Annotated in this window: 13 protein-coding genes; 7 read left to right on the top strand and 6 right to left on the bottom strand. The window is 33.6% G+C overall.

Annotated features, from left to right (window positions below; genetic code table 11):
• On the bottom strand, positions 1-579 hold the full coding sequence (locus OH814_RS16735; protein WP_115619750.1) for an adenylate kinase: 579 nt from the start codon (positions 577-579) through the stop codon (positions 1-3).
• Between the two features lie 139 nt (positions 580-718).
• Entirely contained in the window at positions 719-1,273 is a 555-nt protein-coding gene (locus tag OH814_RS16730) for a phosphoribosyltransferase (protein ID WP_076561538.1), read from the bottom strand.
• A gap of 171 nt (positions 1,274-1,444) precedes the next feature.
• On the opposite strand from OH814_RS16730, the gene OH814_RS16725 reads away from it, so the two are divergent.
• The 7 genes from OH814_RS16725 to OH814_RS16695 all read left to right on the top strand — a co-directional run bounded on the left by OH814_RS16725 (position 1,445) and on the right by OH814_RS16695 (position 11,816).
• On the top strand, positions 1,445-2,122 hold the full coding sequence (locus OH814_RS16725; protein WP_115619749.1) for a response regulator transcription factor: 678 nt from the start codon (positions 1,445-1,447) through the stop codon (positions 2,120-2,122).
• Positions 2,123-2,312: 190 nt separating this feature from the next.
• Entirely contained in the window at positions 2,313-3,599 is a 1,287-nt protein-coding gene (locus OH814_RS16720) for a HAMP domain-containing sensor histidine kinase (RefSeq protein ID WP_308828941.1), read from the top strand.
• Between the two features lie 55 nt (positions 3,600-3,654).
• A complete protein-coding gene (locus tag OH814_RS16715; protein ID WP_308828940.1) occupies positions 3,655-5,637 on the top strand; it encodes a sulfatase-like hydrolase/transferase in 1,983 nt (660 codons plus the stop codon).
• A 497-nt stretch (positions 5,638-6,134) separates the two neighbouring features.
• Positions 6,135-7,790, top strand: coding sequence for a T9SS type A sorting domain-containing protein (locus OH814_RS16710; RefSeq protein ID WP_308828939.1), 1,656 nt, complete (start codon positions 6,135-6,137; stop codon positions 7,788-7,790).
• Positions 7,791-7,796: 6 nt separating this feature from the next.
• On the top strand, positions 7,797-10,319 hold the full coding sequence (locus OH814_RS16705) for a T9SS type A sorting domain-containing protein (protein WP_308828938.1): 2,523 nt from the start codon (positions 7,797-7,799) through the stop codon (positions 10,317-10,319).
• Between the two features lie 140 nt (positions 10,320-10,459).
• Positions 10,460-11,158, top strand: coding sequence for a DUF1826 domain-containing protein (locus OH814_RS16700; protein WP_308828937.1), 699 nt, complete (start codon positions 10,460-10,462; stop codon positions 11,156-11,158).
• A gap of 67 nt (positions 11,159-11,225) precedes the next feature.
• Complete coding sequence (locus OH814_RS16695; protein ID WP_308828936.1) at positions 11,226-11,816, top strand: hypothetical protein; 591 nt, start codon at positions 11,226-11,228, stop codon at positions 11,814-11,816.
• An 85-nt stretch (positions 11,817-11,901) separates the two neighbouring features.
• Here OH814_RS16695 and mnmE read toward each other — a convergent pair whose 3' ends face one another.
• The 4 genes from mnmE to OH814_RS16675 all read right to left on the bottom strand — a co-directional run bounded on the left by mnmE (position 11,902) and on the right by OH814_RS16675 (position 16,681).
• Positions 11,902-13,287: a tRNA uridine-5-carboxymethylaminomethyl(34) synthesis GTPase MnmE gene (mnmE, locus tag OH814_RS16690; RefSeq protein WP_079464843.1), complete on the bottom strand. Its 1,386-nt coding sequence runs from the start codon at positions 13,285-13,287 to the stop codon at positions 11,902-11,904.
• A gap of 66 nt (positions 13,288-13,353) precedes the next feature.
• Positions 13,354-13,932, bottom strand: a complete 579-nt coding sequence (locus tag OH814_RS16685; protein ID WP_308828935.1) for an NAD(P)H-dependent oxidoreductase — start codon at positions 13,930-13,932, stop codon at positions 13,354-13,356.
• Between the two features lie 76 nt (positions 13,933-14,008).
• Complete coding sequence (locus OH814_RS16680; protein WP_308828934.1) at positions 14,009-14,575, bottom strand: Crp/Fnr family transcriptional regulator; 567 nt, start codon at positions 14,573-14,575, stop codon at positions 14,009-14,011.
• Positions 14,576-14,911: 336 nt separating this feature from the next.
• Positions 14,912-16,681, bottom strand: coding sequence for an aminopeptidase P family protein (locus OH814_RS16675; RefSeq protein ID WP_308828933.1), 1,770 nt, complete (start codon positions 16,679-16,681; stop codon positions 14,912-14,914).
• Positions 16,682-16,773: the final 92 nt, after the last annotated feature.

The following is a 16,773-nucleotide window of genomic DNA, read 5'->3' as shown; positions in this document are numbered from 1 at the left end:
CTATTTTATTTTTTCTACTTCAGCGAAAAGTTTTTCAGAAATCTCGTTGATTTCTCCAACACCGTTGATCTCTACATATTTACCTTGTTGTTTGTAAAGCTCGGCTACTTCTGCTGTTTTTGTGTAGTATTCTTTTATTCTGTTTTCAATGATTTCTACATTGCTGTCGTCTGATCTTCCGCTGATCTCACCTCTTTTCAGTAATCTTTCAACTAAAATAGTGTCTTCAACAACTAAAGAAAGACAAACATCAATATTATCATTCAGTTCTTCTTTTACTATTTTTTCCAAAGCTTCTGTCTGCACTGCAGTTCTGGGATATCCGTCGAAAATAAATCCTGCCGCATCGCTTGGTTTTCTGATTTCGTCAATCAGCATATCTGTCGTTACCTGATCCGGAACCAATTCTCCTTTATCGATATATGATTTTGCCAATTTTCCCAATTCGGTATCATTTTTCATGTTGAATCTGAAAAGATCACCTGTTGAGATTTGCTTTAAATTGAATTTCTCGATTAAGTTTTGCGCTTGAGTACCTTTTCCACTTCCTGGAGGGCCGAACAGAACAATGTTTATCATAATGTTGTTTTGCTTTGGGCAATTGGCAACTGCTTTTGGCGGTTTGCAACTTTGCTTTCAGCTTTTTTAGTTATTATTAAATTTATTTCTTTATTTTACTTTTTTAAGCTAAAAGCTGTGAGCTCCTAGCCTACAGCGTTTAATGGTTGATTTGTCCGTCTTCCAATTGGTATAGATTCGATAGGTTTCTGCCTAGTTCATCATAATCCAATCCGTAACCCAAAACAAATTTATTTGGAATTTCTTTTCCAATATAATCCAGTTTAAAATCCTTTTTATAAACTTCAGGTTTCAATAAGAAAGAAGCAATTTTCACAGATTTAGGACGTTGGGTCTCATTAAAATATTTAAAAAGACTTTCAACAGTATTTCCTGTGTCTACGATGTCTTCTACAAGAATGATGTGACGATCTCTTACATCTTTCGTCAATTCCATTTTCTGATAAACAATACCTGTAGATTCTGTTCCTGCATAAGAACTCATTTGAATAAAGGCGATTTCGCAAGGGCCGGGATAATGTTTAAGAAGATCAGAGAAAAACATGATAACACCGTTTAAAACACCGATGAAAACAGGTACTTCATCTTTGTAATCTTCATAGATCTTCAGAGCGGTTGCCTTTACAATTTCCTGAATTTCGGCATCCTTTAAATAGGGAACAAAAGTTTTGTCGTGAACTTGAATACTTTCCATAAAATTTTTCGTAGAGCGCAAAGTTACGGATTTTTGATTAAAATATTTTGTAGTTTTTGCAAGGTGTTGTTATCGGTAATACTTTTATGCAGATTGGTAAGTTTTAAATCTTATCTTTATTACTTTTTTAATTCATAATTTCCTCAGGAATGAATCATTAAATTTGATGCTGTGAAAATTTTAATCATCGAAGACGAAATAGAACTGTCTAAAAGTATTGCAGAATATCTTTCGGGAGGAATCTATTTGTGCGAATTTGCCACTACTTTTACGCAGGCAATGAATAAAATAGAAATGTTCCAGTACGACTGTATTGTTTTAGATATCATGCTTCCCGACGGAAACGGACTTGCTATTTTGGAAGAATTAAAAAAACAGAACAAACAAGACGGCGTCATTATTGTTTCTGCGAAAAATGCTTTGGAAGATAAAATAGAAGGTTTGCAATTGGGAGCCGATGATTATCTGACGAAGCCTTTTCATCTTTCTGAACTCATGGCAAGAATTTACTCGATCATCAGGAGAAAACAATTTAATAATTCTAATATTATCATTCAGAACGAACTTCAGATTGATCTTTTGGCCAAGACGGTGATGATTAACGATAAAAATATTAATCTTACAAAAAAAGAATTTGATCTGCTTCTTTACTTTATAGGAAATAAAAATAAAGTAATTTCTAAAAGTACTTTGGCAGAGCACCTTTCAGGAGATTTGGCAGACATGCTCGACAGTCATGATTTTGTCTACGCCCATGTGAAAAACCTCAAGAAAAAATTATATGATGCAGGTTGCGAACATTACCTTAAAACAGTCTACGGAACCGGTTATAAATGGGGCGATAATTAGTTATGAGTTATAAATGATGAGTTATGAATGATAAAAAGAATATTTTGAAAGATAAGAGCTTTATTTTTTGCAATAAGAATTGTAAAACTCTACAAACACATTGTTATACATTAGAAATATTAAAAATGATTCGTAGCGCCATTATAATAACAAAATCGAAAAATTTATAATTCATAACTTATAATTTTTAATGAAACCGCTTTTAAGTAAAACCACCAAACCGTTTATTATCTATGTACTCGTTATTTTATTAATGAGTATTCCTGTTTATTATTTTATTGTAGATACGATTTGGCAGAATGAGCTTGATGAGCATAACAAAACTATTGCAGAAAAAACAGCTTATGAATTTAATCATCTGAAGCTTTCTAATGAAATGTTGCACGAAAGTATTAAACTTTGGAACAGCATTCAGCCGGAGACAAATATTGAAAACATAAAAGCAAAAGTTCCGCAAAATGACGAATATTTTACCGTAGAAAAAGCAGAAACTTTTGCTGCCGAACCTGAAATAGAACGGTATCGTTGTCTGAAAAAAGTAGTTTACATCAACAACAAACCCTTTCTTTTTACGGTACAGACCAATATCGAAGAATCTCGTGAAACCATTGCTGCTATTGCGCTCAATACGGCATTTTTCTTTGCAATTATTGTTGTAGGACTTCTCTTTCTGAATAGAAGGCTGTCGGTAGTGGTTTGGAATCCGTTCAGAAATACATTGGAAAAACTAAAAAACTTCAACCTGAATCATCAAAGTAAAATAGAATTTGAAAAAACCGATACTATAGAGTTTGAGGAGCTTCACCAGTCACTATCTAAATTAATAGAACATAGTATTTCGGTCTATAAAACTCAAAAGGAGTTTACCGAAAATGCTTCTCACGAATTGCAGACTCCTTTGGCAATTATTAAACATAAATTGGATATTCTTCTTCAGAATGAAGATTTAACTTCAAAACAATATGAAATTGTAGAAGATATCAACAAGGCTTTGACCAGAAGTTCCAGAATCAATAAAAATCTTTTGCTGCTCGCCAAAATTGAAAACAGCCAGTTTGATATATCTGAAAATATTCTGTTGAATATGGTAATCGGGCAAAGCTGTGAAATGCTGGAAGAGCATTTTCATCAAAAAAATATTAAAGTACATTCTTCTCTTAAAGTGGAAGTTTTTGTAAATGGAAACATGAGTTTAACGGAAGTTTTGATTAATAATTTAATAGTTAATGCAATACGGCATACTACACAAAAAGGATTTATCGATATGAAATTGGTAGACTCTTCTTTTCAAATTACAAATTCAGGAACGGAAAAGCTTAATGAAGATTTTTTGTTTAAAAGATTCTCCAGACTTTCAACAGACAGTGCCGGAAGTGGTTTGGGGCTTGCCATTATCTATGAAATCTGCAAATTTCAGAACTGGGAAATTATTTACACATTTGAAAATGATCAACATATTTTTACAGTGAATTTTTAAAATTCTAAATTAATTCTAAATTGAGAAACACCTTTACGTTTTAAAAAAGTAAAGCATGTTCTCAAAAAAACTTTCAAACCTTACAGGAAAGGCATTTAACAGTAGATTTTCTGCATTTTTCAGTATTCTAAGTTTATATATTTTATTGTCGTTTTTAATACGATTAGTATTTTTTTTCTGGTCATCAAAAGATGTAGATTTTAATTTTGTTTATATTCTGAGAATATTTTTCACAGGTTTTCTTTATGATTTTATTTCGGGGTCATTATTCTTATTTCTTTACCTTCTTTACCTTTTTATTTTTCCAAAAAAATGGATAGGCTCTTTATTTGACAAAGCTTTTACTTACTTTTATTTAGCGGTTATTCTCTTGGTCATTTATTTCAGTCTTCTTGCGGAAATTCCTTTTTGGGAGGAGTTTGAGGTTAGATTTAATTTTATTGCAGTTGATTATTTAATTTACACTTACGAAGTTGTAGAAAACATCAATCAGTCTTATCCGTTACCTTTGCTTATCGCCGTATTGTTCGGGTTGGTCGCTTTGACGTTTTTTCTGCTGACAAAATTCAAAATATTCAAAAAGACTTTTTCAGATCATATAGAATTAAAAAAACGTGCATTTTTTGTGAGTCCTGTCTTGGTTTTGACAATTGTTTTGGGATTTTTCATGAAAAACAAATATGCAGATTTCAGTAATAATCTTGTAGACAATGAACTTGGAAAAAACGGTGCATTTTCATTTATAGCAGCTTTCAGATCAAATGAACTGGATTATGAAACCTTTTATCCTAAAATTTCAGATAAAAAAGCATATTCAATTTTAAAGCAGAATCTTTTACAGGAAAATCAAAGCTATTCTTCAGCGAAATTTGATGACATTTCGAGACTTACAAAAAGTAATGGAGAGCAAAAACCAAATATCGTAGTAATAGCTATTGAAAGCTTTAGCGCAGAATTTCTAAGTGCATTCGGGAATAAAGATCATCTTACTCCCAATTACGATCAATTGGCAAAAGAGAGTATTTTCTTTACCAATCTTTATGCAACAGGAACCAGAACCGTGCGTGGCATGGAAGCTCTCACTTTATGCGTTCCGCCAACTCCGGGAAACAGTATCGTAAGACGACCGAATAACCAGAATTTGTTTTCTGTAGCAACTATTTTAAAAAATAAAAAATATCAGCCTTATTTCATTTATGGTGGTGACGGTTATTTTGATAATATGAACAACTTTTTTGGTGGACAAGGATTTACGATTGTAGACAGAAATCGAGGAAATCCTTTATCGGAGAGTATAAAGACCGAACGTTTTCAGATAAAAGATGACGAAGTGAGTTTTGAAAATGCATGGGGGATTTGTGACGGCGATCTATACAAACAGGCAATAAAATATGCAGATAAAGAAAGTAATTCAAATAAACCGTTTTTTGAGTTTCTAATGACTACTTCTAATCATAAACCCTATACATTTCCAAAAGGAAAAATTGATCTTCCGCAAGGTGACAGAGATGCAGCGGTAAAATATACAGATTATGCGTTAGGAAAATTCATCAGCGATGCAAAGAAAAAACCTTGGTTTAAAAACACAGTCTTTGTAGTGGTTGCAGATCATTGTGCAAGCAGCGCGGGCAAATGGGAAATCAATATTGCGAAACATCATATTCCTGCGATTATCTATAATCTTCAACAAAAACCTGAAGAAATCAATAGACTTACTTCTCAGATTGATCTTATGCCTTCGTTGTTCGGTTATCTGAATTGGACATACGACACCAGTTGGTACGGAAAAGACATTAATAAAACCAAAATAGGAGAGGAAAGGGCTTTTATAGGGAATTACCGCACTCTGGGCTTACTTCGGAATGATCTTTTTACTCAAATTGACGACAGAAAAAGAGTAAAGCAGTTTACCGTTTCCCGAACCGACAAATCTTTGCAGGAAGTTAACTTTAAAAATAAAGATCTTGTCTCTGAAACAATCTCTTATTATCAAACTGCAAGCGAAAGGTTTAAAAATGGTAAAATGAAAACGAAATAAGTTTTATCAATATTTATAATTTCTAAATTTCTTCTAAAAAGTCATAATAAAAGATGTCATGTAAATAAAAAAAGAATTGTCTGAAATTTTAAGATTTAAAATAGAAAACCAGTCCATTTATTTGATAGAAACCGAGGTTCCAAATACTATGTAATTAAATGTGTATTTAACAAAGTAAATTTGATATTACAGAATTTTATTTATTAAGAGTAGTATTTCTTTTTTTATATGTGTTGGCTAATGACTTTAATCTGGTAAATATCATAATTTTAGTATTGAAAATAATCATCAAAAATTCCAAAAGTAAAAAATTCCTACTATAATCATGTTTAATTTGTCGAATATTCATTAAGTTAATCGATTGATTATCAGATTTAAATTTTTAGGTGTGTGGTAAGTAGGTGGTTTGCTTTGTAAAGTGAGTGCTGTTGATGTAGCTATAAATTTGCGCTGTTTTTTCCTAAGCTGTATTGTTGTTTGAAATAATCAACAGGTATATGAAAAAATCTCTCTTTTTTTTAGCGCTTTTAGCAGCAGTTGCAAATAAAGCACAGTGGACAAACAATTATGCAGTAAATACTATTGCTTCGGATGCATCGGTATTGGCTTCAAATTCACAAACGACTTCGGACGGTAAAACTTATTTGTCATATTGGGTTTCAAAACCTGCTCCCGAGTATTTTAAATTGTATGTGCAATTATTGGATGAAAATGGAAATAAACTATTTGGACCTACGGGAATGGAAGTTCATGCCGGTGGAGATTTCCCACTCAATATGTCATCCTATACTTCAATATATAATACGGCGATCGATAGCAATAATAATTTTTATATTGCTTTTATAGAAACCGGTGGAGACCAAAGAGGATTTGTACACAAAATCTCACCTGCAGGTACAGAATTGTGGGGTTCGGATGGATTACCGTTAGGAAATGCAGCTTATTTTCCTAAAGTTTTTACGGATAAGAATTCCTCTAACGTGTATGTAAGTTCTTTTCAGAACGGATTGGGAGTTTTGGGTAAATATGACGCAAGTAAAACTTTATTGTGGCCTACCACTCAGACTATTTCAGCTCCGGTAAGCTACAACGTAACCAGCCTTGGTGAAGGTGCAGTGCTTTCTGACGGTAGTTTTTTGGCACTTTTTCATGCAAAAACGGCAATAACAACTGCCAATTCTAATTTTTTTGCACAAAGATATAACAGTACTACCGGAGCTCCAATGCTAGCAGCTCCAACAAAGATTTCTGACAGAACTACCTTTTCTAATACCAATTATACTTGTGTGCAGGATAATGATGTATTATATTTAGGATATTCCGGGGCAAACAGTTCCAGAACAGATTCTTTTCTGCAAAAAATTACTGCTGACGGAAGCATCCCATGGGGAATCAACGGGGTTGATTTTGCGACTACAAACCAATATTTTGAGTTTAATACCTCTATTGCGATGAATTCCGGTTCTAATTATATTTGGGCTTTATCCCGACTCACGTCAAGTGGACAAGGCTCCATTGGTTCATTTGTTCAGAAATTCGATAAAAATACAGGTGCCAGACTTTTATCTGATAGTGCGCAGGAAATTTATCCGGTAACACCAACTTCAAAGCAACCGACGAGTACTTTGAAAATGCTTGGAGAAAAACCTGTTTTTGCCACAATTGACAGTAATTATAATGGCGCTAATGCTACAACTATTTCTTTAACTATCTTAAACGAAAATACACCTTCCACATTTATTATTCCCGGAGGTAGTGTAGGGGTCGGAACATCAGCTTTTGCAAAAGGAAATATTTATCTTAACAAAGGCTTAAACAATCAGTTTATTGTGACTTGGACTGAGAACAGAACGGGGATTACCAGTCCGTATGCACAGAATTATGACTTCTCATCTTTCCTTTCTACAAACGATTTGGTAAAAAATGATAATAATGATTTGTCTGTTTACCCTAATCCTGTACGTTCTGTTTTACACATTCAATCTAAAGAAGATATTTCATCGTTAACTATATATAATGCAGCAGGACAGTTGATTAATGCTTCTAAGGAAACACGTCAGCTTGATTTTTCTTCATTTGAAAAAGGAGTTTATTGGGTTCGTATTTTGGACAAAAAAGGAAACGAATCGACAAAAAAAGTAATTAAAAACTAATAAACGATGAGAAAATACATACTTTTATTTCTACTGTTAACCTGCAATTTCTACTTTTCGCAGGCTGGTAATATAGATGCAACATTTAATACTGCAGATTCGGGTAATGGTGCTGGTGATGGTGCCAACGGAAATATTTCGAAGTCTCTAAAATTATCTAGCGGTAAGCTATTGCTGGTGGGTAATTTCACTTCATACAATGATGGTATTTTAGGAAGAATAGTAAGAATTAATACCGATGGAAGCATTGATGCAACCTTTAACAGCGGAACAGGAGCAAATGCTTATGTATATTCAGCCGCTGAGCAGCCTGATGGTAAAATAATCATTGGCGGAAGCTTTACCAGCTACAACGGAGTTACAGTTAACAGAATCATAAGACTAAATTCGGACGGAACTTTAGACAGTACATTTTCAGGTGTAGGAGCAGGACCAAGCGGCAATAGTTTAGTTGATAATATTGTGATTTTACCTACCGGAAAAATATTGATAGGTGGTAGCTTCAGTGCTTATAATAATATTACTGCGGTTAAAATTGCAAGGCTTAATGCTGATGGCTCTTTAGATGCAACATTTGTCTCAAGTCCGGGAGTGGGAAATTCAAGCGCATCAATCAATAAAATGGAGTATGATGCTGCAAATCAGAAGATTTATGTTGGAGGGAGCTTCACTTCAATTAATGGTACTACAGTAAATAGAATTGCAAGATTAAATAGTGACGGCACCGTAGACACTTCTTTTATTATCGGAAGTGGAACATCACAAGGCTTTAACAATACGGTTTCTGAAATTGTACTCTTAAGTACAGGTAAACTTCTCGTTGGTGGAACTTTTGGGTTTTACAATGGCAATAGTACCCTCAAAAACATTTGTAGGCTGAATAGTGATGGTACTTTAGATGGTACTTTCAATTTTAATAATGCTGCAAATACAGGTGTGTATGCTATAAAAACGATAGGAAATAACCTTTTTGTAGGAGGAAACTTTACTTCTTACGCCGGAGTGCCCGTGGGTAGATTGGTAAAGTTAGATGCAGACGGTAATCTTGATACCACTTATAATGCAGGAAATTCAGGTGCAAATTCTTCTGTAACTAATATTATAGACAATTTAGACGGTACAATCTTTATTACAGGTTCATTTAATGTGTATAATGGTTTGGTAAAAAACTACTGTGCTCATATTCTCGCAGACGGAGCGCCAGACACCAACTATAATTTAGGTACAGGTGCAGATGGCAATGTGAGCTCCATTGTTTTTCAACCCGATAATAAAATGATTATAGGCGGCGAATTTACAAGTTATAATGGAACGGTAAAGAATAAAATAGCAAGACTCAATACCGACGGAACATTAGATACATCATTTAATATGAACGGGACAGGTGCAAACGGAACCGTTTCTGCCGTAGCTTTACAAAACAACGGTAAAATTATTGCGGGAGGTACTTTTACAAAATATAATGGAAATGATATAACTAATCTGGTAAGAATAAATGCTGATGGATCTCATAGTAACGACCTTACTTTAGGAACAAGTTTCAATAATTCTGTTACCGCAGTTGCCGTACAAAATGACGGAAAGATTATTGTAGGAGGCAGCTTTACCAATTATAACGGAACAGCAATTAACAGACTCGCTAGACTGAATACCGATGGTACAATAGATGCTACTTTTTCAGTCGGAACAGGCGCTAATTCCGGTTCTATTTCTTCTATTATTCTTCTTGCAGACGGGAAAATGATTATCACAGGCTTATTTACCTCTTTCAATGGAACTACAGGCAGGATTTTCAGACTGAATACCGACGGAACAATAGATACATCTTTCAGCACCGGAGGAACGGGAACTAATTTACCCATATATACAGTAGCAGTTCAGCAGGATGGAAAAATATTGATTGGAGGAAATTTCTCAACATTTAACGGGATTGCCAATGCAAGAGTTGCAAGGTTAAATTCTAACGGAAGTCTGGATACTACATTCGCTCCGGGAACAAATATTGACGCTTCTGTGCAAACCCTTGTTGTACAACCAGACAATAAAGTTATTATAGCAGGCGCCTTTACCAAATACGGGACTACATTGTCTAATAAAATCATGAGGCTGAATGCAGATGCTACGCTGGATACAACATTTGATGTTGGTAGCGGTACAAATAACAATATCAATAAAATGGTTTTAGACCCAAATAATAATGTATTAATAGGCGGGGTGTTTACCAATTACAAAGGCAACGGAAAAAATAGAATTGCAAGAATTTTAAATGTTGTAAGCTCTTTGGCTACTGCTGAAATTAGAAATAAAACGGGTGTAGATTTGTATCCAAATCCGTTTACTAATGACATTCATATCAATACTACTGAAAAACTAAGCAATGTATCTGTATATGATATGTCTGGTAAAATAGTGTACGTGTCAGATAAGAAAGATTTAAATTTATCTCATCTCTCAAAAGGTATCTATATTTTAAAAGCTATGTCAGCTGGAAATAAAACAATTACTGTAAAAAAGATTATTAAAAAATAATTATTTCGATCAAAATCAAACGAAAGCTGTCTCTGAGAGACGGCTTTTTTTGTTCTAAAATAAGTTTAGAATCTCATATTTGTCTTACGTTGTTTCATTATTTTTGCATAAAGTTAAACGACCAGACAATTATTTAATATATGCACAATACATCTTCTGAAAACCATCAAATTGGAGTAGTTTCTTCTTTTTCCGAACTGGTAGATACAAGCTTTCATGGAGTTATGAATGCAATTTGTTGGAACCGAAACTTAAATGGAGATTTTGAAGAAATTGTTTCTAAACTGCAATTAAAAGAAAACATTACAGAAGTTTCTACTGAAGATCTATTGACTTTGGAATTATCAGAAAATGGTATTTTAGCAAGAGAAATTATCTTAAATGACCTAAAATTATTAAGTGATTTTGGAGCATTGCCTTCACTCAATTTACTCAAAAATTACGAACGAGATGAGGAATTCGATTTCATTTCGACAGATGTATATTCTTTTCATGTAGATCGCTCGCCAGTTGGCATCGATACTTTTTTATGCACTTATTATGGTGCTTCAAGCGATATTATACCTAATGATGAGGCTAAACAAAAAATATTAATTCCGGAAATCAGAGCAAAGCTTAAACAATTGCACGACGGTTCGGAAGAAGAATTTGAAGACTTTCTAAAAGAAAACTTTTTCGACCTTCATTATGAGGCCAGACCTGGTGCAAGTCCAACAAATTTAGGCATAGGACATCTTTTGCGTTTGGCGGTAGATCATCCTTCGCAAAAGGTTTTGCCTTGTGTTCATCGGGCTCCGATAGAAAATGATGGGGAATATCGGTTGTTGTTGATTTGTTGATTTATTAAAAAAACAAACTCAAAAGTATATGGTTTCTTTTGGTAAAAAGGAACATTTAAAACGAATTATGAGAAATATATTACTTATTATACTGGCAACCATCCTTTGCTCTTGCAAAAAAGATAATTTTGAAATTAAAATTTTAAATACTTCGATTTCAACAAATGATTCTGTTCGGTTCGAGCTTTACAATAATACAAATGAACACTATTTGTTTTATTTTGAAAATCCTAAACTTGATTATAATTCAAAGAGTAAAAATACTATAATTGCTGAAGTGAGTGCTGAAAATATAGCTGCTAAAGTTGAAGTTTCTTCAGATCCTTTATATATATTAAATGAAAATGGTTCGTTTAATCCACAGGATATAAAAGAGATGGAAAAATACAGTACATTGGCGAAGAAACGTATCCATAGAGTAATATCTCCACAAAGTTCAGTTATTTTTACTCTTCCATTTATTGATTCTACAAATATAAAAGGAGGCAAAACATATCCTATTTTAGACGATAAAAAGAGATATCATCTGAAAATAAAAATGGATATAGATACTAACTTAATAGACAAAAAGGAATTAGAAAATATTAAATATAATTACAAAAATAATATTAAATTTTTTCATGGGAAATTAGCTTCAAAAACAGTAAAATTAAAATAAAATCTTCCGTCAATTTTGCATTGTCTTTTGAAACAGTTAACTGTTAAAAGACTTTTTTATTAAAATATTTAGAAGTTTTAGTTCCCTACTTTCCGATACAAAACTTAGAAAAAATATTTCCCAAAACCTCATCATTCGTTACTTCGCCGGAAATTTCACCAAGATGCTCCAAAGCATTTCTTAGTTCGTAAGCTAAAAGTTCTGTTGAAATTTGGAAAGTAATGGCTTCCTTTACTTTGTTTACGGCGTCTAAGGATTTCCCTAAGGCTTCAAAGTGTCGTTGGTTAGTGATTACCACATTACTTTCTTCCGATTTTAGCTGCTCTACATAAGATGATAATTCATTTTTTAAATCTTGCATATTTTGATTTTCAACAGCCGAAATGGTGATGAAATCGAAATCTTGCGAAATTTCTTTTCTGAAAATATTTTCCACCAGTTCATATTGGGCAGGAGAAACTTCATCTATTTTCGTGGCGCAGATGATGAGTTTTAAATCATCTCTTTGTAAAGATTTTATCATTTCGATGTCTTCAGAAAAATTTTCTGTGGCAGCATCGGCGAGGTAAACCAGAATATTGGCATTTTCTACTTTCTCTTTTGCTTTTTTTACACCGATTGCTTCGATTTCATCGACGGTTTCACGGAGACCGGCTGTGTCAATTAATCTGAATGCATGACCTTTTATGTGAAGAATTTCTTCAATGGTATCTCTTGTTGTTCCCGCAATATTGCTCACAATTGCTCTTTCTTCTTTTAATAAAGCGTTCAGAAGCGTTGATTTCCCTGCATTTGGTTTTCCGATGATGGCAACGGCGGTTCCGTTTTTTATAGCATTTCCGTATTGGAAACTTTCAATAAGAGAATTTAACTTGGCTTCTATTTTATCAAGTAATTGATTCAATGCGGTTCTATCTGCAAATTCAACGTCTTCTTCAGCAAAATCGAGTTCCAATTCAATTAAAGAAACAAAATTTAATAAATCGGTTCTTAAAAACGAAATTTCGTTAGTAATTCCTCCTTTTAGCTGGTTTAATGCTACTTTTCTTGATGCCTCATTTTCTGACGCAATCAAATCGGCAATCGATTCAGCCTGACTTAGATCAATTCTTCCGTTCATGAAAGCACGCATGGTAAATTCACCAGCTTTCGCCATTCTTGCTCCGTTTTTAATCAGAACTTCAAGAATTTTTTTAGCAATATGGGGTGATCCGTGAAATGAAATTTCTACAGAATCTTCGGCGGTAAAAGTTTTTGGAGCTTTAAAAACAGAGATCATCACTTCGTCAATTACCTCATCACCATCTTTTATAAAACCGTAATGAACAGTGTGCGATTGTGCTTTTTCAAGGTTTTTACCGTCAAAAATTTTAGCTGAAACAGGAATTGCATCATCACCCGAAATTCTGATAATTCCGATGGCTCCGATTCCATTGGCTGTGGCAAGTGCGCAGATAGTGTCATGATTCATTTTGCAAATTTACGGTTTTATATGAAAATTTTTAATGCTAATCTGAAAACAGATTTTTTACCTCAATTATTTAAGTTTCTGGCCTAAAGAATACACTTTTTCAATCCACTTTTGACGTTGCTCTTCTTTTGAGTTTTTAATAATTCCTATATAAGTAACTTTTACAGGCTTTACACCGCAAAATTCTAAGGTAGATTTTTTGAGCTGATTGATACTTGGTCTTCCATAAAATATTCTGTAGTACCAACCAGGTTGATCTATTGTTGTGATGATATGTGCAGTTTTGCCTTTTAGAAATTTATCCCACCAAACCGAATTTTCACGATATTTAAATGCTAAACCGGGAAGAAAAAGACGGTCGATAAAACCTTTTGTAATGGCAGGAAGTCCGCCCCACCAAACCGGATGTACCCAAACCAGATGATCTGCCCATTGTATAATTTCCCATGCTTTCAGTAGATCAGGTTCCAAATCCATTCTTTTTTGGTAGCCAAACTGTAGATTAGGATTAAAATCAAGATCTCGGATAATAATTTCTTTTATTTCAGCTCCTGAATTTTCGGCTCCCTTTTTATAAGCTTCAGCTAAAACGAAATTGAACGATTCATGATTTGGGTGTCCGTTGATTAGTGCAATTTTTTTCATGATGTACTGTATTTGAATACCTTTATTCTTTGGTACAAAACTATACATGATGCATATCAATGAATAGGACAAATGTCTAAAAAGAAATTTCTTTCCTGATGCGGCTCAGATGTCTTTGGGTAATGCCTAGATAAGAAGCTAAATGTTGCAAGGGAATTTGCTGAATATAATTCGGCTGATTTTCAATTAAAAAATCATATCTCTGTGCGGCGGTGTCCCGTTGAAGCTGGAAAAAACGTTTTTCAAGTTCTAGATATTCCTGTTCGGCAATCATTCTGAGAAATTCGCTCCATTTCGGATTTTCAGAGGCAAGTTCCTGAATTTTTTCTTTCTTAATAACCAATAGAGTAGCATCTGAAATGGCCTGCATGTTTTCTATGCTTGGTTTGTCTGAAATAAATGAAGAATAAGAAGCCATCAAATCATTGGGGAATCTAAAACAATACGTATTGTCTTTTCCCTCATCTGAAGTATAAAAAGATCTGAATATTCCTGATTGTATAAAAGCAATTTCTTTACATTTCTCACCTTCTTTTACAAAAAAATCATTTTTTGATAATTTTATTTCACTAAAAAGAGTCGAAAGATGCTCTATTTCATTTTTTGAAAACAGATTAAAATTTTGAAAAAACTGCTGAATCATTTTGTAAATAAATTTGTTTTTAGTCGTAACAAAATTACTTAAATATTTTGCAGTAAAATAAAACATCATCCCTATTAAATAGAGATGACGTTAAAGGATATTAGTTTTTATATATAAATGTGATTGGTTTTGCTTTCCTTTTGCCTGCACAAAAATAGAGGATAAGAATTAATTGTTTTTCAGGATATACCTCATAAAAAAAACCGTAAAAATACGGTTGTATAAAACAAAATCATCCTGCAAAATCTGTTGCAGGATGACTATTTATATTAATTAAAAAATATTAAATCTTATATTAACAATTAACAATTAACAATTAAAATATTATTAATAACCTTAAATTGGGCTTACAAGTGATAAAAACCAATCTTTTACTTCCCCTTCCAAATGAGGAGCCAGTTTTTCTTCACATGTTTTATGATAAGTATTCAGCCAAGTGATTTCTTCCTCAGAAAGAATTTCTTTTACGATGGTATCTTTAAAGAACGGGCAGAACGTTAAAGTTTCAAACTCATAAAAAGTCCCGGATCCTGTGGTTTCTGATTCTTTTACGGCAATAAGATTTTCATGACGGATTCCGTATTCTCCCTCCACATAATATCCAGGTTCGTTTGAAACAACCATTCCAACCAAAAGTTCCTGCGGATTCATATCTTTTCTGATATTTTGCGGACCTTCATGTACATTCATAAAGCTTCCAACTCCGTGGCCTGTTCCGTGATTGTAGTCTTTTCCCTTCATCCACAAAGGAAGTCTTGCAATCGCATCAAGCTGAACTCCTCTTGTTCCTTTTGGAAATTTAGCCATCGATAAACGGATCATTCCCTGTAAAACTAAAGTAGAATTGATTTTAAATTCTTCAGAAACTGCTCCTAAAGCTAAAGTTCTTGTAATATCTGTTGTTCCTTCTAAATATTGACCTCCCGAATCAACCAAAATACTTGCGTCATTGGTTACTTCCTTACTGCCTTCGGTTTTTGCAGAATAGTGCATCATGGCACCGTTGTCTTTGTACCCAACGATACTTCCGAAACTTTCACCCACAAAATTTTCTCCTGCAGCACGGAATTCTCTCAGCTTTTTACCAATAGAATATTCGTTCATGGTTTCTTTTCCGGCATTATGCGTCAACCAGTAAAGGAATTTTACCATCGCAACACCATCTCTTACCATTACTTTTCTGAAACCTTCAAGCTCAGTTTCATTTTTCTGAGCCTTCATAATATTTCCGGGAACAGCAGCTTTTACAAATTTATTGTCAATTTTTAAAGCTTCAAAAATAGATTGGTTGCTGTTTGGTGAAACTAAAACTTTTTCGTTTTTGATAGTTCTTAAATGATTATTGAATTCTTCGTAAGGCATCATTTTTACGAATGATTCATCCATTTGTTTTCTGGCTTCAACCTCCATTTTTTCAAGGTCGGTAAACAGAATTGCATCATTTTTAGTAATCAAAATATATCCTAAAAAAACAGGATTGCTTTCTACGTCGCTTCCTCTTAAGTTTAATGTCCAGGCAACATCATCAAGACTCGAGATCACATGAACGGTAACTTCCTGTTCTTCCATTTTTTGACGAATTGCAGAGATTTTATCTGTCACAGATTTTCCTGCTCTGTCTAATGGATGCACAAAAATCGGGTTTTTTGAAGGAGTTCCTCTTTCTTTCCAGACTGTTTTTAATAAAGGAGAATCAACCAGGGTTAAATTTTTGGCGTTCAGTTTCTGGTGTAAAAGTTCCCAGTTTGAATGTGAAGTTGCCAATGCATTAACTGCCACTTTTCCGTTTGCAGGAATTTCAGAGATAATCCAATCAATATAATTGGGCGTTCCTTCCATTCCGTCTTTGAAAAGATCTATTCCTGAGCCTGCTAATTCGATTGGAGCTTGCGTGAAATATCTTCCGTCCGTCCAAAGTCCGGCTTTATCTTTAGTAATTACCACAAAACCTGCGGAACCAAGAAAACCCGAAAGCCAGGCTCTTTCCTGCCATTCTTCAGGCAAATATTCGCTCATGTGAGGATCTGCAGAATATACTATAAATGCATCAACATTATTTTTCTGCATTTCTTCACGAAGCGCAGCTACTTTTTCCTTTGAAGTCATTTTTCTATCAATTTTAAAGACGTGAAGTTACAAAAAAATGCAGTTTTGAAGTGTTTTAATCAAAAATATTCTTGATTGTTGACTATAATTTT

Source organism: Chryseobacterium sp. CFS15, from assembly GCF_031118795.1.
Lineage (GTDB): Bacteria > Bacteroidota > Bacteroidia > Flavobacteriales > Weeksellaceae > Chryseobacterium > Chryseobacterium indoltheticum.
Note: the sequence above shows the minus strand (reverse complement) of the source record. Positions and strands in the feature narration are given on the sequence as shown.